Source organism: Sphingomonas sp. ASV193, from assembly GCF_040203355.1.
GTDB lineage: Bacteria > Pseudomonadota > Alphaproteobacteria > Sphingomonadales > Sphingomonadaceae > Sphingomicrobium.
This window is the reverse complement of record NZ_JBEHBW010000002.1, coordinates 129,744-148,191: the sequence shown is the minus strand read 5'-3', so window position 1 is coordinate 148,191 and position 18,448 is coordinate 129,744. Positions and strand designations below refer to the sequence as shown.

Here is an 18,448-nt window from a genome sequence, read left to right as displayed (position 1 = left end):
CGAGCCCGGCCGCGTGGGCCGGGATCGCCGCGCATCGTCGGCCTAGTCACGATCAGCCGAAGGTTCGCTGCCACCAGCCGCGGCGCGGCTCGCCCTCCTCGGCCTCGGCCTCGGGGGCAGGGGCGGGATCGGGTTCCGGTGTCTCGCTCGGCGCGGGTTCGGTCGCGGTCGTCGGAGCTTCGTCGACGACCTTCTTGGCGCGCGACCGCTTCGGCTTGGCCGGGGCCTCGACCGGGGCCGTCTCCGCCGCCGGGGCGTCGACGGGCGTCGGCTCGGCGATCTCCGGCTCGGCAGCGACCGGCGCGGCGACCTTGCGCGCGCGGCTGCGCTTGGGCTTGGCCGGCGCTTCCTCCGCGACGGGCGCGTCGAGCGCGGGCGCCTCGGCCTCCGCCGCCGCGCGGGCGCGGGGCCGGCGCCGGGTCTTCGGCTTCGCCTCGGCTTCGGCATCGGCCTCTGCTTCGGTCCCGGCCTGCGTTTCGGCGACGGGCGCTTCCTCGCTCACCGGAAGGTCGACCATCGGCGTGTCGGCGACCGGGGCGTCGCCCTCGCTCGAATCGGCCAGATCGCCCTGCGATCCGCGCCCGCGCCGCCCGCGACCGCCGCGACGACCGCGACGCGAGCGGCTCCGCTCTTCGCCGTCATCCCCGCGATCATCCGCGTCGCGCGGCTCGATCTGGCCCTCTTCGGCATCGTCGGTGTCGCCGTCGGCCTGCGCCTCGAACGACCCGCCATGATCGGCGGCCTCGCCCTCCTCGCCACGCTCGTCGCGATTACGCCGGCCGCGCCCGCCGCGACGCCGCCGCCGCCGCTTGCGACCGCCCTGGTCGTCGCTGTCGCCACGGCGCGAGTCGCCGCGCTCGCCGCCGTCGGCGTCGTCCTCGTCGTCCTCTTCGTCGATCTCCTCGACGACGTCGTCTTCGTCTTCCTCGACGATCGGCGCGGCGATCCGCTCACGCGGGATCGGCCGGTTGCCGGTCGAATCGACGTTCATCCGCGCGCCTTCGAGCGCCTCGTCGATGACGATTTCGATGGTGACGCCATAGCGCGCCTCGATCTCGGCGAGTTCGGCGCGCTTCTTGTTAAGCACGTAGATCGCCGCCTCGCGCCCGGCGCGCAGGATCAGCCGGTCGCCGCGTCCGCGCGCCGCTTCCTCCTCGAGGATGCGAAGCGCCGACAGGCCCGCCGACGAAGCGGTGCGCATCAGCCCGGTGCCCTCGCAGTGCGGGCAGGCCTTGGTCGACGCCTCGAGCACCCCGGTGCGAAGCCGCTGGCGGCTCATCTCCATCAGCCCGAAGCTGGAAATGCGCCCGACCTGGATCCGCGCCCGGTCGTTCTTGAGGGCGTCCTTCATCGCCTTCTCGACCTTCCGGTTGTGACTGTTCTGCTCCATGTCGATGAAGTCGATCACCACCAGCCCGGCCATGTCGCGCAGCCTGAGCTGGCGGGCGATTTCGTGCGCCGCCTCGACGTTGGTGGCGAAGGCGGTCTGCTCGATGTTGTGCTCGCGGGTCGAGCGGCCCGAGTTGATGTCGATCGAGACGAGCGCCTCGGTCGGGTTGATGACGAGATAGCCGCCGCTCTTCAGCTGGACGACCGGCTGGTACATCGCGTTGAGCTGGTCCTCGACCCCGTAGCGCTGGAAGATCGGGGTCGCGTCGTCGTAATGGCGGACCTTCTTCACGTGGCTCGGCATCAACAGCTTCATGAAGCCGCGCGCCGCCTTGTAGCCGTTCTCGCCCTCGACGATCACCTCGTCGATGTCCTTGTTGTAAAGGTCGCGGATCGCGCGCTTGACCAGGTCGCTGTCGCGATAGATCAGCGCCGGGGCCGACGAGGACAGCGTCTTTTCGCGGATCTCGTCCCACAGGCGCGCGAGATAGTCGAAGTCGCGCTTGATCTCGGTCTTGGTCCGCTCGAGCCCGGCGGTGCGAACGATCAGCCCCATCGTCTGCGGCAGGTTCAGATCGCTCATCATCTGCTTTAGCCGCTTGCGGTCGGCGCCGTTCGAGATCTTGCGCGAAATGCCGCCGCCGTGGCTGGTGTTGGGCATCAGCACGCAATAGCGGCCGGCGAGGCTGAGATAGGTGGTCAGCGCCGCGCCCTTGTTGCCGCGCTCTTCCTTGACGACCTGGACCAAGAGGACCTGGCGGCGCTGGATCACGTCCTGGATCTTGTAGCGCCGGCGAAGCGCCTGGCGCTTCTTGCGAAGCTCGTCGGCGGCGCTTTCGTCGACCGGCGAGCGCGACGAGCCCGTGCCGACCTCGGTCGCGTCGGCGGCGACGTCGCCGCCGTCCTCGCCATGATCGTCGCCCGCATCGTCGTGCGCGTCGTCATGGCCGTCGTCGCCATAATCGTCGGCCTCGGCGCGCAGCCGCTCTTCCTCGGCGGCATGCTCGGCCTCTTCGCGCAGCAGCGCGTCGCGATCGGCCTTGGGGATCTGGTAATAGTCGGGGTGGATTTCCGAGAAGGCGAGGAAGCCGTGCCGGTTTCCGCCATATTCGATGAACGCCGCCTGGAGCGAGGGCTCCACGCGAGTCACCTTGGCGAGATAGATATTTCCCTTGAGCTGCTTGTGCTCGGCGGACTCGAAATCGAATTCCTCGATCCGGTTACCCTTGGCGACCGCGACCCGGGTTTCTTCCGGGTGGCGCGCATCGATCAGCATGCGCATGGACATTGAATGTTCTCCGCTCGCGCGCGGCGGCCGACTTTGGCCGGCGGCGCGCGAAATGGCCCGAGGTCAACGCCGATTCGGCGGCGGTGAGGCGGGCGGATGGGGTGGAATATGTCTTTGCTGCGTCATTGCGTGCCAAGCTGGCCAGGGCCGGATGGCCCAGGGACGCGCCGACCCGCTTATAGAGCGAGTGGAAAATCACGTCCTTCGAAATCATGCAGCGTCAACCTTGCGATGCCGCGCTGGTCCGGCATGGCCGGTCGCGGCTGGCGTCCCGGCAAACCGGGGCGATAGGCGGGCCTAGCACCGCCACCCCCCGCTTAGCAACATCGCTGACGCGACGATGTTCGCGGGGGTTTGACGAGGGGCCGACCTGCGACGAAGATGGCGACGGGTGGAGCGTCGTTCAATCCTGATCGCTACCGGGGCAGGGGCCGGCCTCGTCGCGCTCGCCGCGGCGGCGCTGCTGCTGCGCCCGGCGGCGCCGGGCACTGCCGGGGCTGACGACGCGCTGGTCGGCGAGGCACGCGACGGGCGCGTGCGGGTCGACCTGCCGCGGGTGATGGCCGGGATCACGATCAGCCAGTCGAAGGTGCCAGGCCGCCCGATCGTCGTGATCGACCCCGGCCATGGCGGGCGCGACCCGGGCGCGACCGGGGTGTCGGGCGCGGTCCACGAAAAGGATTTGACCCTCGCCGCCGCGCGCGAGCTTCGCGACCGGCTGGTCGCCGATGGGCGGGTGCGGGTCGCGCTGACCCGCGACGACGATCGCTACCTGACGCTCGAGGAACGCGCCGCGATCGCGCGCCAGCTCGGCGCCGGCCTGTTCGTGTCGATCCACATGGATTCGGCGCCCAATCCGCTGGCGCAGGGAGTGACCGTCTATTCGCTAAGCGACGTCGCCTCCAGCGCCGAGGCGGCGCGGTTCGCGGGGGTCGAGAACGGCAGCGCCGCGCTGTCGAGCGACAGAGACGGCTCGGTCCGCGCGCTGCTCGCCGACGTCGCGCTGCGCGACCAGATGGAACAGTCCGCCGCCTTTGCCGAGCGCGTCGTCGCGCGCGCCGCGGGGGTCCAGCTTCGTCCGCGCCCGCACCAGTTCGCCGCTTTCCACGTGCTTCGCCGTACCGAGGTTCCCGCATTGCTGGTCGAGGCGGGCTATGTCAGCAACGTCGACGACGAGAAGCGGCTGTCGAGCCCGGAAGGGCGCGCCCCGCTGATCCGCGCGCTGGCCAGCGCGATCGAGGCCGACGTCGCGACCCGGACCGCGCGCTAGAAGCCCTTCCGCCGCCGCCCCGCACCCGCTAGACAACCGAGCAGCATGATCGACCTCGTCGCGTTCAACACCCGCGTCCACGACCGCCTCGCCCCCTATTTCCAGCGGCGCTGGGTGCGCCGTTCGGCGTGGGGGCTGGGCGGGCTGTTCCTGCTCTTCGCCTGCCTGTGGATCTGGATCGCGAGCGGCCTGCCGTCGAGCGAGAAGCTGCTCGCCTACCAGCCGCCGCTGCCGACCAACGTGCGCGGTTACGACGGCGACCCGGTCGGCACCTTCGCGCGCGAGCGCCGGGTCGAGCTCAGCTACAACGAATATCCGCCGCTGGTCGTCCACGCCTTCATCTCGGCCGAGGACAAGAATTTCTTTTCGCACTCGGGCATCGACATCGGCGGGCTCGCCTCGGCGGTGTTCGACTATTCGCTCAAGAAGGCGACCGGCGGCGGGCGCGCGCGCGGCGGGTCGACGATCACCCAGCAGGTCGCCAAATATCTGCTGCAGGACAACAGCTACAACGTCGGGCGCAAGGCGCGCGAGGCGGTGCTCGCCTTCCGGCTCGAATCGACGCTGACCAAGCAGCAGATCCTCGAGCTCTACCTCAATTCGATTTTCCTCGGCCGCAACGCCTATGGCGTCCAGTCGGCGGCGCGCGCCTATTTCGACAAGGACGTGCAGGACCTGACCCTGCCCGAGGCGGCCTATCTGGCGGTGCTGCCCAAGGCACCGTCGAACTACGATCCGCTGCGCGCCACCGCCAAGGCGCTCGGGCGGCGCAACTACGTCCTCAACGAGATGCTCGCCAACGGCTACATCACCAAGCAGCAGCACGACGAGGCCGAGGCGACGCCGCTGGGCACGATCCGCTATGGCGCCGGGGTCCATTTCCGCGACCAGGGCGGCTATTATCTCGACTGGGTCCGTCGCCTGCTGATCGCCAACAAGGACTTCGGCGAAAATGCCGACGCCGGGCCGAACAGCGTCTATGCCGGCGGGCTGTGGGTTCGCACCTCGATGAACCCGGTGATGCAGGACGCCGCCGCCGACGCGCTGCGCGAAGGGCTGGCGACATTCGACGGGGGCAAGGGCTGGCGCGAGACCGGGCTGACGGTCGACCCGACCGGCGACTGGCGCGCGCAACTGTCGAACCTCGCGCTCGGCACCGGTTTTCCCGACTGGACCAAGGCGGCGGTGCTTTCGAAGGGCGGCGGGCAGGCGACGATCGGGCTTCCCGACGGCTCGACCGGGACGCTTGCCGCCTCGGCCGCGGTGCAGCCCAAGCGCGGGGTCGGCGGGGCGGCGTTCGATTATCTGAAGCCGGGCATGGTGATCGTCGTCAAGCGGATGGGCGGGGACAGCTACGCGCTTCGCTCGATCCCCGAAATCGGCGGCGCCTTCCTCGCCGAGGAGGTCCACACCGGGCGGGTGCTGGCGATGCAGGGCGGGTTCGACGTGATCGGCTCGTCCTACAATCGCGCGATGCAGGCCGAGCGGCAACCGGGTTCGGCGTTCAAGCCGGTGGTCTATACCACCGCGCTCGAAAACGGGATGACCCCCGCCTCGATCATCGTCGACGGGCCGTTCTGCGTCTGGCAAGGCGCCGCGCTCGGCAACAAATGCTTCAAGAATTTCGAGAAGGGCGGCGGCGGCCCGCACACCATGCGCTGGGGGGTCGAACAGTCGCGCAACCTGATGACCGTACGCGCCGCCTCGCAGATCGGGATGGGCAAGATCGTCGAGACCGCCAAGGACCTCGGGGTCGGCAAATACGATCCCTACCTGTCGGTGTCGCTCGGTGCGGGCGAGACCACCGTCCAGAACATCACCAACGCCTATGCCATCCTCGCCAACGGCGGGCGGCAGGTGAAGCCGAGCGTGATCGACTTCGTCCAGGACCGTAACGGCAAGGTCGTCTATCGCACCGACAATCGCTGCCAGGTGATGGAGGGGTGCAACGCCCCCGACTGGGACGGCAAGCCGATGCCGCGCCCGCCGCTTCGCCAGAAGCAGGTGGTCGACGCGATGGCCGCCTACCAGATGGTCCACATCATGGAAGGCGTGATCGAGCGCGGCACCGCGGTCGTGCTTCGCGACCTCGACCGGCCGCTGTTCGGCAAGACCGGCACTACCAACGGCCCGACCAACGTGTGGTTCGTCGGCGGCACCCCGGACGTCGTCACTGGCACCTACCTCGGCTACGACAATCCGCGGCCCATGGGCAGCTATGCGCAGGGCGGGCGGATCGCCGCGCCGGTGTTCAAGCAATGGGCGCAGGTCGCGCTCAAGGATGCGCCGAAGATCCCGTTCGTCGCCCCGGCGGGAATCCGCATGGTCCGCATCGACCGGGTCACCGGCAAGCGCGTGTTCGGCACCTTCCCGACCGACGAGGATCCCAAGTCGTCGGTGATCTGGGAAGCGTTCCAGCCCGAAACTGAGCCGCGCCGCAGCTTCCGCCGAAGCGCCAGCATCTCGACCGACACCGGCGAGGCCGACGAGACCGGCACCGGCAGCCTCGGGCTCGACGCCTTCGGCAAGCCGCGCGCCGCCCCGAAGAAGCCGGCGCCCAGGCCCAAGGCCAAGCCCGCCGACAGCGCCGACTTCTTGCAAAGGCAGGGCGGCATCTACTAACCCGCCGGTTCGAACAGGAACGGAAAGCTTATTCCATGCGCGCCGAAGCGCAGACATCGATCGACCAGGTCAACGCCGCGACGCAGCTGCTGCGCCGCTTCCTCGACTGGGACCGCGCCAACAAGCGGCTCGGCGAGCTTAACGCGCGGGTCGAGGACCCGACGCTGTGGGACGATCCCAAGGCGGCGCAGGAAGTGATGCGCGAGCGTCGCCGGCTAGAGGAGGCGATCGGCGCGACCACCAAGCTGGAAACCGAGCTCGCCGACACGGTCGAGCTGATCGAAATGGCCGAGGCCGAGGGCGACGCGGCGCTGGTCGACGACGGGGTGCGCGCGCTCGACGAGCTTGCCCGCCGCGCCGAAAAGGACAAAATCGCCGCGTTGCTGGCGGGCGAGGCCGACGCCAACAACAGCTATGTCGAGATCAACTCGGGCGCCGGCGGGACCGAGAGCAACGACTGGGCCTCGATGCTGCTGCGAATGTATACCCGCTGGGGCGAACGCCACGGGATGAAGGTCGAGATGGTCGACCATCATTCGGGCGAGCAGGCGGGGATAAAGTCGGCGACGATCCTGCTGAAGGGCGAGAATGCCTACGGCAACCTCAAGGTCGAGGGCGGGGTGCACCGCCTCGTGCGCATCTCGCCCTACGACAGCTCGGCGCGCCGCCACACCAGCTTCGCCAGCGTCTGGGTCTACCCCGAGGTCGACGACGACATCGAGATCGAGGTCAACGAAGGCGACCTCAGGATCGACACCTACCGCGCCAGCGGGGCGGGAGGCCAGCACGTCAACACGACCGACTCGGCGGTCCGCATCACCCACCTGCCGACTGGGATCGTCGTCGCCTGCCAGAACGAGCGGAGCCAGCACAAGAACCGCGCCTCGGCGATGAAGCAGCTCAAGGCACGCCTGTACGAAAACGAGCTGCAGAAGCGCGAGGCCGAGGCCAACGCCGCGAACGCCGCCAAGACCGACATCGGCTGGGGCCACCAGATCCGCAGCTACGTCCTCCAGCCCTACCAGCTGGTCAAGGACCTGCGCACCGGGGTCACCTCGACCGCGCCGGGCGACGTGCTCGACGGCGACCTCGACCGCTTCATGGCGGCGGCGCTGTCACAGCGGGTGACCGGCGAGAAAGTGGACGTTGAAGACGTCGACTAAGCACGCGCTGCTTTTCGCGGTCGCGCTGCTGGCGGGATGTCGCCGGCAACAGGACATTGCATTTCCGCCCGCCGGGCGCGACGTCGCACCGGTGGTCAGCGACCAGTTCTCGACCGAGGACGCGCGCGACCGGCTCGGTGAGGCCGAGGAGGTGATGCGGCTGGCCAGGGTCGCGCCGGGAATGATGGTCGCGGACATCGGGGCGGGGGAGGGCTATTACACCGTCCGCCTCGCCCCCGCGGTCGGCAAGACCGGGCGCATCCTGGCCGAGGACATCGACGCCGGGATAATCGACCGGCTCGCCCAGCGGGTCCAGCACGAGGGGCTCGACAATGTCGCGGTCCGGCTCGGCACGCCCGACGATCCCAAGCTTCCCGCGGGCACCTTCGATCGTATCTTCCTCGTGCACATGTACCACGAGGTGACCAGCCCCTACGCCTTCCTGTGGCACCTGCGCGACGGGCTCAAGCCGGGGGGCGAGATCGTCGTGGTCGACGCCGACCGGCCGACCAACCGCCACGGCATCCCGCCCGCGCGGCTGGCGTGCGAAATGGCGGCGCTCAACCTCCATGCCAGCGGGTATAATGTCCTCAACGGCGGCGACTCCTTCGTCACCCGATTCACCATCGCCGGGCCGAAGCCGGCGCCGGGAGCGATCAAACCGTGCGAGCGGCCCGATAGCTGACGGGTCGCCGCGAGCCGTCAAGCCGCTGGCTAGATACCGGTAACGCCCGCGAACAGCCGCCCGACGAGCGCGGTCACCGCCATCGCGATCGTCCCGAACACCACCACGCGGACCGTTCCCTTGAGCAGCGGCGCGCCGCCGGTCTTCGCGCCGAGCGCACCGAGGATCGCGAGGACGACGACGGTCACCGCCGGGATCGCCCAGACCACGGCAGGGCCGCGGACGAGCAGCGCGGTAATGAGCGGCGCCGCACCGCCGACAAGGAAGCTCGCCGCCGAGGCGATCGCCGCCTGGATCGGGTTGGCGCTCAACTCGTCGGTGATGCCGAGCTCGTCGCGGGCGTGCGCCGCCAGCGCGTCTTCGGCGCTGAGCTGCTCGGCGACCTTTTCGGCAAGCTCGGGCTTGACCCCGCGCTCCTCGTAAACCTTGGCGAGTTGCGCCTGCTCGCCCTCGGGGTCGTTGGCGAGCGACTGCTTCTCGCGCGCGAGCTCGGAACGCTCGATGTCGGCCTGGCTCGACACCGAGACATATTCGCCCGCGGCCATCGACATCGCCCCCGCCGCGATTCCGGCGACCCCGGTGAGAATCAAATGTTGGGCCGAGACCGAGGCGGCGGCGACGCCGATCATCAGGCTGCCGGTCGACAATAGCCCGTCGTTCGCCCCGAGCACCGCCGCCCGCAGCCACCCCGATCGATTGACGTAATGCTCGGTGCCGGCGTTGGGCTCGGCAGGGTCGGCTTGGGCAGTCATGGCGGGCTCCGGCTGGGTGCTGGCTAAATCCCGCCCGGCCGATAGCGTTCCATCGATGCGATAGCCGATGCTGGCGACAGGGCTTGTCCTCCGATCTCACGAACCGGGCGAGCCCTCCGACCGGGACGTCGCCTAGAGCAGCCCCATCCGGCGAAAGCTGCTGACGTCCGCCGCGCCGAACACGAGGTGATCGACCACCGCCAGGTCGATCGATTCGGCGGCGACCGCCAGTCGCCGGGTCGCGCGCTGGTCGTCGGCGCTCGGCCGTGCGTCGCCGCTGGGGTGGTTATGCGCCACGATCACGCCCGCGCTGTCGAACCGGGCGGCATCGCCGATGATCGTCCGCACGGGCAGGTCGACCGACCCCGCCTCGCCGACATGGCGCGACAGGTGAAGGCATCGGGCCTGCTGGTCGAGGTGGGCGACGAACAGCGACTCGGTCCCGGCCCGACGGTCGGGGAAGCAGCCCTGGAAAAAGGCCACCGCCGCGTCGTACCCGTCGAGCCGGGCCGGGGATTCGGCACGCTGAAACGCCATGCCGGGAGCCTATGGCGGCGACGGGCAAGGCCCAACGGCAATCCAATCCGCTGTGGACCGATCAATCCGGCTGGACGCGGCGCGCGGCGGGCCGCAAGGTGCCGCGATGCAATCCTATCTCGACTTGATGCAGCGGATCCTCGACGAGGGCGTCGTGCAGGACGACCGCACCGGTACCGGGACGCTTAGCCTGTTCGGGGCGCAGCTGCGGTTCGACCTCGCGCGGGGCTTCCCGCTGCTGACGACGAAAAAGCTCCATATCCGATCAATTATCGTCGAGCTGCTCTGGTTCTTGCGCGGCGACACCAATGTCCGCTGGCTGCAGGAGCGCAAGGTCAGCATCTGGGATGAGTGGGCGGACGAGGCGGGCGACCTCGGCCCGGTCTACGGCAAGCAGTGGCGCGACTGGGAAAGCGCGGACGGACGCCATATCGACCAGATCGCGGGGCTGCTCGACCAGATCCGCAACGATCCCGCGTCGCGGCGGCAGATCGTTACCGCGTGGAACCCGGGGGAAATCGGGCGGATGGCGCTCGCCCCGTGCCATTGCCTGTTCCAGACGCAGGTCGCCGCCGGAAACGACGGTATTCGCCGTTTGAACCTCCAGCTCTATCAGCGCAGCGCCGACTATTTCCTCGGCGTGCCGTTCAACATCGCCAGCTACGCGCTGCTGACCCACATGCTCGCGCGCGAATGCGGGCTCGAGCCGGGGACCTTCGTGTGGACCGGCGGCGACGTTCACCTCTATTCGAACCATCTCGAACAGGCGAAGACCCAGCTCTCGCGCGACCCGCGGCCCTTGCCGACGCTGGTGATCCGCGACCGCGGACAGGATCTGTTCGGCTACGAACCCGACGATTTCGCCTTCGAGTCCTATGTTCCGCATCCGCATATTTCGGCGCCCGTCGCGGTCTAGGAACATTTCGGCTTCGCAATGGCACCAAGCCGTGCCATCTGCGTTCATCCCTGGGTTTTAACGGAGGAAGTGTCCCATGGTTCGCAAGCTCACCACCATCGCCCTGATCGGCCTCGGTCTCACCGCCGCCGCCTGCAACACGGTTCGTGGCGCCGCCGCCGACGTCAACTCGGTCGCGAACACCACCGAAAACGCGATGAAGTAAGCCTCGGGCAAACTAGCGTCAGGGAGTAGTATTCATGGTTCGTCAGATCATAACGTTCGCGCTGATCGGCGCGGGTCTCACCATCGCCGCCTGCAACACCGTTCACGGTGTCGCCAAGGACATGAACTCGGCCGCCAACGCGACCCAGAACGCGATGCACTAAGGCCTGACGGTCTTTCGTCGCCCACTGGCGATAAAATAGCCCCGCCGGATCGCGATCCGGCGGGGCTTTTTTTCGAACTTAGGGCGCGATCAGGAGAGACGCGCCGCGATCTGCCCGAGCACGGCCGCGAGCGCGGCATGGCGGGCGGCGTCCGCGGGCGCGGTCGACGCTTCCGCCGCCAGCGCCTTGAGCCGCGCGGCGAGCGCGCCGTCCTTGCCGCCCGCGCCGAGCCGGGTGTCGGCCTCGGCCAGTGCCGCCGCGAGTCGCTGGTCGTAGCTCGCGTCGAGCGCCCCCCCTCGCCGCAGCTGGTCGGCATAGGCGCGCGCGACGACCGGCACCGCGGGCCAGCTCACCGGGTGCTGGTCCTGCGGATTGAAGGTGTCATTGTTGTAGGAAGCGAGCGCCGCCGCCGCGATCTCGTTGGCGCTGAGCGAGGCGCTCGGCTTCAACTCGAGCACGTCGAGCCCGCGGATGATCTCGGTCGCGTAGATCTTGCCCTTGTAATAATAGGCCGACCAGTCGCCGCCGAGCACGAGCCGCTTGGCATCCATCGGCCCGCGGTCGAACGAGGCGATCTCGGTCGGCCTGGTCGCGTCGGTGAAGTCGAATACCGAGATGCCGCCCTGGTACCACGCCTGGACCATGATGTCGCGGCCGGGGACCGGGACGATCGAGCCGTTGTGCGCGACGCAATTCTCGGTCTCGGTCTGGACCGACGGCAGCTTGTAGGTGCCGCGCCGCACCAGCTTGCCGTCGACCATGTCGTAGAGCGCGTCGGCGCCATAGTTGCGCGGGTCCGAAATCTGGCAGCGCGGGCGCATCCCGCCGCCCCATTCGTCGGTGAAGATGACCTTGGTTCCGTCATTGTTGAAGGTCGCCGAATGCCAGTAGGCGAAGCCCGGGTCGGTCACCGCGTCGATCCGCTTCGGGTGCCGCGGATCCGAAATGTCGAGCAGGATGCCGTTGCCCGAACAGGCACCAGCGGCGAGCTTGCGCGACGGGAAGACGGTGATGTCGTGGCACTGGTCGGTGACGCTGGTTTCCTGCGTGCCGTCTCCGTGGTTCCCGCCCTGCCAGAGCCCGGCGAGCTCGCCGGTTTTCAAATCGGCGAACACCGCCGGGCTGTCGACGATTCGCGCCGCGGCCGGATTGGCGACCGGTATCTCGACGATGTCGATCCTGAACCGGCTCGAATTGGCCGAGGGCAGCGCGACGCAGCCCGCCAGTTCGGCCGCCTTGCGGACCCCGGCGGTGCCCGAAACGTAAACGAGGATCTTGCCGTCGCCCTCGGGCCCCTTGACCACCGAATGGGTGTGCGATCCGCGGCAGGTCTGGACCTGTCCGACCTGGCGCGGGTTGGCGAGGTCGGAGATGTCGTAGATGCGGATTCCGCGGAACCGCTCCTTGCTGACGTCGCCCTTGACCCCCTGGGTGCCGCAGTCGACCCGCCCGTTGGGCATTTCGACCGAGGCGATCAGCAGATTGCCGACCACCGACACGTCGTCCTGCCCGCCCGGGCAGACCAGCGATCCGGCGTGAACCGGCACTCCGTCGGTGCCGAGCCGGTACATGTTGATGCCGTGGAAATTGCCGACGAACAGCGTGTCTCCGCGAAACGCCATGTCGCTTTGCATGAACAGGTTAAGCGGCCAGCGATCGCTTGCCGGGGCATCGGCGACCTTCTTCCCCTTCGCGGCGGGCTTCGGGCTTGCGCTGACGCGGGTCAGGTTGGCGCTCGCCTTGACGCCCTTGGTCGCCATCGGCGGGGGCAGGTCGGCGGGGTTCTGCGGGTCGAAGAAGCCCGCCGGGCGCGGCAGCGAGGTCACCAGCGCCATGTTCGACGCCGCGATCCCGGCATCGCGGAAACCCGCCTTCAGCCGGTCGCGCGGATCGGTCGACAGCGTCGCGGCAAGCTCGGCCATTCGCTTGATCTCGGCGGTCTGCTCGTTGCTGACGTCGCTGGTGAACTGAAACAGGACCGGATCGTAGGCGGCGCCCTGCTGGTGGAGCAAATCCTCGACCATCTGCACCGCGCCCTCGTGGTGCGCGCTCATCAGCTTGAGGAACATGCGGTCGAAGTCGACCCCCTTGGCGGCGGCGAGCGCGGCCATCTGCGCCGGGGTCGCCATGCCCTTCATGCTCATCGCGCCCATCATCATCATGTCGGGCATCCCCGGCATCGCCGCCATCGGCGCGTCGGCCGCCGCCGACTGGCCGCGCGCGGCGAGCCATTCGCGCATGAATTTCATCTCGTCCTTCTGCGAGGCGGCAATCCGCGCCGCGACCGCAAGCACCTCCTTGTTGCTCGTGCGGGTCTTGGCGAGATCGGTCATCTCGAGAGCCTGCGCGTGGTGGTGGATCATCGCCGCCATGAAATCGAGGTCGGCCTGGACGAAGGTGCGGTTGGCGTAGCGCGCCGCCTCGTCGGCGGTGAGCACGCGCCCCGCCTGCCCGGGGGCGCCGGGCTGGACGATCGGCACGCTCTGCGCCGCGCCGAGTGCCGCCCAGGCGATCGATGAAGCCGCGGCGCCCGCCGCAAGCCGCCTTGTCCAACGCGCCATGATTTCCCCCTGTCCTGATGTTGCCCGAGATTAAGAATAGCCCATTTTCCGCCAAAGAAAAGGCCGCCGCTCCTTTCGGAACGGCGGCCCGTTAAAGGCTGTGCGTCGCTATTTCAGGGCAAGTACCAGCTTACCGATGACACATCGTGCCCCGTCGCCGGTTTGCCATTCGAGTCGACGGGCGGTGCGTAGCGAGCGCGCTTGCGGATGATGTCGCAGGTACGCCGGTCCAGCGAGGCGCTGCCGCTGCTCTGTGTAATGGTGCACTGAGCGACGCGCCCGTCCGGCGCAATGTCGATCGCGAACCTGACGGTTCCCGTTTCATGCTTGTCGAGCGCGTCCTGAGGATAGTCGTCGTCCCTCATCAAGGATGCGTAATTTTGGCTCGGCTTAACGGGCACAGCGGCCGGCGACGTTGCAGTTGCGGCCTGAAGAAGCATCACAAAAATCATCGCGCATGGCCTCTTTGAAAAGTTCGCCAATTCCAGCTTCCACGCTTTTTTCCGACCGGCAAGAGCGCCGAAGGAAAAGGCCGCCGCTCCTTTCGGAACGGCGGCCTCCCATCCTCTCCTGAGGACCCGTGGCGGGCTCTTCGCCCTTAGTCGTTGAGATATTCGCCGGCGTCCGCGTCGGTGCCGTGACCCGAGGCGGTGACTTCGCCGAGCGGATCGGGACCGGTGGCCGAGGCGTCGCGCGGGCTCTGGGCGAGCTCGGCGGCGTGTTCTTCCGCGGCGGTGTGCGGCGCGATCAGCGCTTCCTGCAGCTTGCGCTGCTGGGCGCGCAGGGCGGCATCGCGGCTCGTCGCGGTGACCCGCATTCGGTCCATGCCCGCGCCGGTCCCGGCGGGGATCAGGCGACCGACGATGACGTTCTCCTTGAGCCCGTTCAGCGTATCGACCTTACCCTGCACCGACGCCTCGGTGAGCACGCGGGTCGTTTCCTGGAACGAGGCGGCCGAGATGAAGCTGCGGGTCTGCAGGCTCGCCTTGGTGATGCCGAGCAGCACCGGCTTGCCTTCCGCCTTCTTCTTGCCCTTGCCGAGCTTGGCGTTCTGCTCGTCCATCTCCTCGCGATCGACCTGCTCGCCGGCGAGCAACGTTGTGTCGCCGCCGTCGGTGATCTCGACCTTCTGCAGCATCTGGCGAACGATCACCTCGATGTGCTTGTCGTTGATCTTCACGCCCTGCAGTCGATAGACTTCCTGAATCTCGCTTACGAGATATTCGGCCAGCGCCTCGACGCCCAGCACTTCCAGGATGTCGTGCGGATCGGGCGACCCGCCGACGAGGTTGTCGCCGCGCTTGACGTAGTCGCCTTCCTGGACGTCGATCACCTTCGACTTGGGGACCAGATATTCGACCGGATCGCTGCCGTCCTCGGGGACGATCGCGATCTTGCGCTTGGCCTTATAGTCCTTCTGGAAGGTGACCTTGCCCGAGACCTTGGCGATGATCGCGTTCTCCTTGGGCTTGCGCGCCTCGAACAGCTCGGCCACCCGAGGCAGACCGCCGGTGATGTCGCGGGTCTTGGCGGCTTCGCGCGGCATCCGGGCGAGCACTTCGCCGGCCTCGACCGACTGGCCGTTCTCGACCGCGATGACCGCGCCAGGGGCGAGGCGATAGACACCCGCTTCCTTGGCGTCGGCTCCGGCCAGCGTCAGGCGGGGACGGAGGTCCTCCTTCTTCGACTTGGCGAGGTCGTCGATCACCGCGCGCTGCGAGATGCCGGTCGACTCGTCGGTCTGTTCGACCAGCGTGCGGTTCTCGATCAGGTCCTGGTAGGCGACGGTACCCGCCTTTTCGGTGATCACCGGGCTGAACGAGGGATCCCACTCGGCGATGCGGTCGCCCCGGCTGACGATGTGGCCGTTGTCGACCAGCAGGTGCGCGCCATATGGGATGCGGTGGGTCGACAGCTCGCGCCCGTCCATGTCGAGGATCGCCAGCTCGCCCGAACGCGACAGCGACACGTGGCGGCCGCGCGGGTCGGTGATCGTCGGCATGTCGCGAAGCTCGATCGTCCCGTCGACCGGCGCTTCGAGGTTCGAGGTCTCGTTGAGCTGCGCCGCGCCGCCGATGTGGAAGGTCCGCATCGTCAGCTGGGTGCCCGGCTCGCCGATCGACTGCGCCGCGATCACGCCGACCGCTTCGCCGATGTTGACCGGGGTGCCGCGGGCGAGGTCGCGCCCGTAGCACTTGCCGCACACGCCCTGGCGGCTGGCGCAGATCAGCGGCGAGCGGATCTTGATCCCCTGCACGCCGATCTCTTCCAGCTTGGCGACCATCGGCTCGTCGAGCAGCACGCCTTCCTTGATGATCGTCTCGCCGGTCTTGGCATCGACGATGTCCTCGGCGGTGGTGCGGCCGAGCACGCGGTCGGCGAGCGAGGCGATCACCGCGCCGCCCTGGACGATCGCGCGCATCTCGAGCGCTCGGTCGGTCCCGCAATCCTCCTCGACGATCACCGCGTCCTGCGACACGTCGACGAGGCGGCGGGTCAGGTAGCCCGAGTTCGCCGTCTTGAGCGCGGTGTCGGCCAGACCCTTGCGGGCGCCGTGGGTCGAGTTGAAGTATTCAAGGACGGTCAGGCCCTCCTTGAAGTTCGAGATGATCGGGGTCTCGATGATCTCGCCCGACGGCTTGGCCATCAGCCCGCGCATGCCGGCGAGCTGCTTGATCTGCGCCTGCGAGCCACGCGCGCCCGAATGGGCCATCATGTAGATCGAGTTGGTCGGCAGCTCGCGCCCGTTCTCGCCCTTCTTGACCGACGAGATTTCCTTCATCATCGCGTTGGCGACCTGGTCGCCGCAACGGCTCCAGGCGTCGATCACCTTGTTGTACTTTTCCTGCTGGGTGATCAGGCCGTCCTGGTACTGCTGCTCATAGTCCTTCACCAGCGCGCGGGTCTCGTCGACCAGCTTTTCCTTTTCGGCCGGGATGACCATGTCGTCCTTGCCGAAGCTGATGCCCGCCTTGAACGCGTGGCGGAAACCGAGCCCCATGATGGCGTCGGCGAACAGCACCGTCTCCTTCTGGCCGGTGTGGCGATAGACCTCGTCGATGACGTCGCCGATGTCCTTCTTGGTCAGCAGCCGGTTGACCGTCTTGAACGGCACCTTGTGCGACCTGGGCAGCGTTTCGCCGAGCAGCATCCGGCCCGGGGTCGTCTCGACCCGCATCATGTACTGGTTGCCGCCCTCGTCGGTCTGCGGGACCCGGCTGATGATCTTGGTGTGGAGCGTCACCGCCCCGGCGGCGAGCGCCTGGTGCACCTCGGTCATGTCGGCGAGGATCGAGTTCTCGCCCGGCTCGCCTTCCTTTTCCATCGACAGGTAATAGAGACCCAGCACCATGTCCTGCGAGGGCACGATGATCGGCTTGCCGTTGGCGGGCGAGAGGATGTTGTTGGTGCTCATCATGAGCACGCGCGCCTCGAGCTGCGCTTCCAGCGAGAGCGGCACGTGGACCGCCATCTGGTCGCCGTCGAAGTCGGCGTTGAACGCCGAGCAGACCAGCGGGTGGAGCTGGATCGCCTTGCCCTCGATCAGCACCGGCTCGAACGCCTGGATGCCGAGGCGGTGAAGCGTCGGCGCGCGGTTGAGGAGGACCGGGTGCTCACGGATGACTTCATCCAGGATGTCCCAGACTTCCTTGCGCTCCTTTTCGACCCACTTCTTGGCCTGCTTGAGGGTCATCGACAGACCCTTGGCGTCGAGCCGCGAGTAGATGAACGGCTTGAACAGCTCGAGCGCCATCTTCTTCGGCAGTCCGCACTGGTGGAGCTTGAGCTCCGGCCCGGTGACGATGACCGAACGGCCCGAATAGTCGACGCGCTTGCCGAGCAGGTTCTGCCGGAAGCGGCCCTGCTTGCCCTTGAGCATGTCGCTCAATGACTTGAGCGGGCGCTTGTTGGCGCCGGTGATGGTGCGGCCGCGGCGGCCGTTGTCGAACAGCGCGTCGACCGCTTCCTGAAGCATGCGCTTTTCGTTGCGGACGATGATATCCGGCGCGCGCAGCTCCATCAGGCGCTTGAGGCGGTTGTTGCGGTTGATCACGCGGCGATAGAGATCGTTGAGGTCCGACGTCGCGAAGCGGCCGCCGTCGAGCGGCACCAGCGGGCGAAGCTCGGGCGGAATCACGGGCACGACGTCAAGGATCATCCACTCGGGCCGGTTGCCCGATTCGAGGAAGCTCTCGACGACCTTCAGCCGCTTGATGATCTTCTTGGGCTTGAGCTCGGACTTGGTCGTCTCGAGCTCTTCGAGCAGCGCCTTTTTCTCGCCTTCGAGGTCGAGCTCGGTCAGCATCTGCTTGACCGCCTCGGCGCCGATCCCGGCCGAGAAGGCGTCCTCGCCATACTCGTCCTGCGCGGCGAGGAGCTCGTCCTCGGTCAGCAGCTGGAACTTCTCGAGCGCGGTGAGGCCCGGCTCGGTGACGATGTAGCTTTCGAAGTAGAGCACGCGCTCGAGCTGCTTCAGCTGCATGTCGAGCAGCAGGCCGATGCGGCTGGGCAGCGACTTCAGGAACCAGATGTGCGCCACCGGGGCGGCGAGCTCGATGTGGCCCATCCGCTCGCGGCGGACCTTCGAGACGGTGACCTCGACCCCGCACTTTTCGCAGACGATGCCCTTGTACTTCATCCGCTTGTACTTGCCGCACAGGCATTCATAGTCCTTGATCGGACCGAAGATGCGCGCGCAGAACAGGCCGTCACGCTCGGGCTTGAACGTGCGATAGTTGATCGTTTCCGGCTTTTTGATCTCGCCGAAGCTCCACGAGCGGATCTTGTCGGGCGAAGCGATGCCGATCTTGATCTGGTCGAAGGTCTCCGGCTTGGCCACCGGGTTCGCGAAGTTGGTCAGTTCGTTCATCTTGTCGTCTCCAACCCCCTCCCGTCT

The 18,448-nt window shown here is 67.8% G+C and carries 13 protein-coding genes; 7 read left to right on the top strand and 6 right to left on the bottom strand.

The genetic code is table 11. The features are described 5' to 3' along the window. Positions 1 to 52: 52 nt before the first annotated feature. Complete coding sequence (locus tag ABDK56_RS04615) at positions 53 to 2,677, bottom strand: Rne/Rng family ribonuclease (RefSeq protein WP_349806966.1); 2,625 nt, start codon at positions 2,675 to 2,677, stop codon at positions 53 to 55. Positions 2,678 to 3,068: 391 nt separating this feature from the next. Between ABDK56_RS04615 and ABDK56_RS04610 the strand changes: the two genes are divergently transcribed. Genes ABDK56_RS04610 through ABDK56_RS04595 form a run of 4 tightly spaced genes read left to right on the top strand, consistent with a single transcriptional unit; the run spans position 3,069 to position 8,417 of the window. Further along, a complete protein-coding gene (locus tag ABDK56_RS04610) occupies positions 3,069 to 3,947 on the top strand; it encodes an N-acetylmuramoyl-L-alanine amidase family protein (protein WP_349806965.1) in 879 nt (292 codons plus the stop codon). Positions 3,948 to 3,992: 45 nt separating this feature from the next. Continuing rightward, entirely contained in the window at positions 3,993 to 6,569 is a 2,577-nt protein-coding gene (locus ABDK56_RS04605; RefSeq protein ID WP_349806964.1) for a penicillin-binding protein 1A, read from the top strand. Positions 6,570 to 6,604: 35 nt separating this feature from the next. Then, the gene (gene prfB, locus ABDK56_RS04600; RefSeq protein ID WP_349806963.1) at positions 6,605 to 7,732 is read left to right on the top strand and encodes a peptide chain release factor 2; all 1,128 of its coding nucleotides are present in this window, start codon (positions 6,605 to 6,607) and stop codon (positions 7,730 to 7,732) included. Continuing rightward, the gene (locus ABDK56_RS04595) at positions 7,716 to 8,417 is read left to right on the top strand and encodes a class I SAM-dependent methyltransferase (RefSeq protein ID WP_502959265.1); all 702 of its coding nucleotides are present in this window, start codon (positions 7,716 to 7,718) and stop codon (positions 8,415 to 8,417) included. The genes prfB and ABDK56_RS04595 overlap by 17 nt, the downstream gene beginning before the upstream one ends. 29 nt (positions 8,418 to 8,446) lie before the next feature. Here the strand turns inward: ABDK56_RS04595 and ABDK56_RS04590 are convergent, their stop codons facing one another. Together ABDK56_RS04590 and ABDK56_RS04585 are read right to left on the bottom strand one after the other, a co-directional pair. After that, entirely contained in the window at positions 8,447 to 9,169 is a 723-nt protein-coding gene (locus ABDK56_RS04590; protein WP_349806962.1) for a VIT1/CCC1 transporter family protein, read from the bottom strand. Between the two features lie 132 nt (positions 9,170 to 9,301). Next, the gene (locus tag ABDK56_RS04585) at positions 9,302 to 9,706 is read right to left on the bottom strand and encodes a JAB domain-containing protein (protein ID WP_349806961.1); all 405 of its coding nucleotides are present in this window, start codon (positions 9,704 to 9,706) and stop codon (positions 9,302 to 9,304) included. Between the two features lie 106 nt (positions 9,707 to 9,812). Between ABDK56_RS04585 and ABDK56_RS04580 the strand changes: the two genes are divergently transcribed. The 3 genes from ABDK56_RS04580 (at position 9,813) to ABDK56_RS04570 (ending at position 10,990) form a co-directional block, all read left to right on the top strand. Continuing rightward, positions 9,813 to 10,622, top strand: coding sequence for a thymidylate synthase (locus tag ABDK56_RS04580; protein WP_349806960.1), 810 nt, complete (start codon positions 9,813 to 9,815; stop codon positions 10,620 to 10,622). Between the two features lie 76 nt (positions 10,623 to 10,698). Continuing rightward, complete coding sequence (locus tag ABDK56_RS04575; RefSeq protein ID WP_349806959.1) at positions 10,699 to 10,827, top strand: entericidin EcnAB; 129 nt, start codon at positions 10,699 to 10,701, stop codon at positions 10,825 to 10,827. Between the two features lie 34 nt (positions 10,828 to 10,861). Continuing rightward, entirely contained in the window at positions 10,862 to 10,990 is a 129-nt protein-coding gene (locus ABDK56_RS04570; RefSeq protein ID WP_349806958.1) for an entericidin EcnA/B family protein, read from the top strand. Positions 10,991 to 11,079: 89 nt separating this feature from the next. On the opposite strand, the gene ABDK56_RS04565 is transcribed toward ABDK56_RS04570, so the two are convergent. From ABDK56_RS04565 to rpoC, 3 genes are all read right to left on the bottom strand, one after another. Continuing rightward, complete coding sequence (locus tag ABDK56_RS04565; RefSeq protein ID WP_349806957.1) at positions 11,080 to 13,551, bottom strand: DUF305 domain-containing protein; 2,472 nt, start codon at positions 13,549 to 13,551, stop codon at positions 11,080 to 11,082. Positions 13,552 to 13,664: 113 nt separating this feature from the next. Beyond that, positions 13,665 to 14,003 carry an energy transducer TonB gene (locus ABDK56_RS04560; RefSeq protein ID WP_349806956.1) on the bottom strand — a complete coding sequence of 113 codons (339 nt, stop codon included), beginning with the start codon at positions 14,001 to 14,003 and terminating at the stop codon, positions 13,665 to 13,667. 146 nt (positions 14,004 to 14,149) lie between these two features. After that, positions 14,150 to 18,421, bottom strand: a complete 4,272-nt coding sequence (gene rpoC / locus ABDK56_RS04555) for a DNA-directed RNA polymerase subunit beta' (protein WP_349806955.1) — start codon at positions 18,419 to 18,421, stop codon at positions 14,150 to 14,152. Between the last annotated feature and the right edge of the window lie 27 nt (positions 18,422 to 18,448).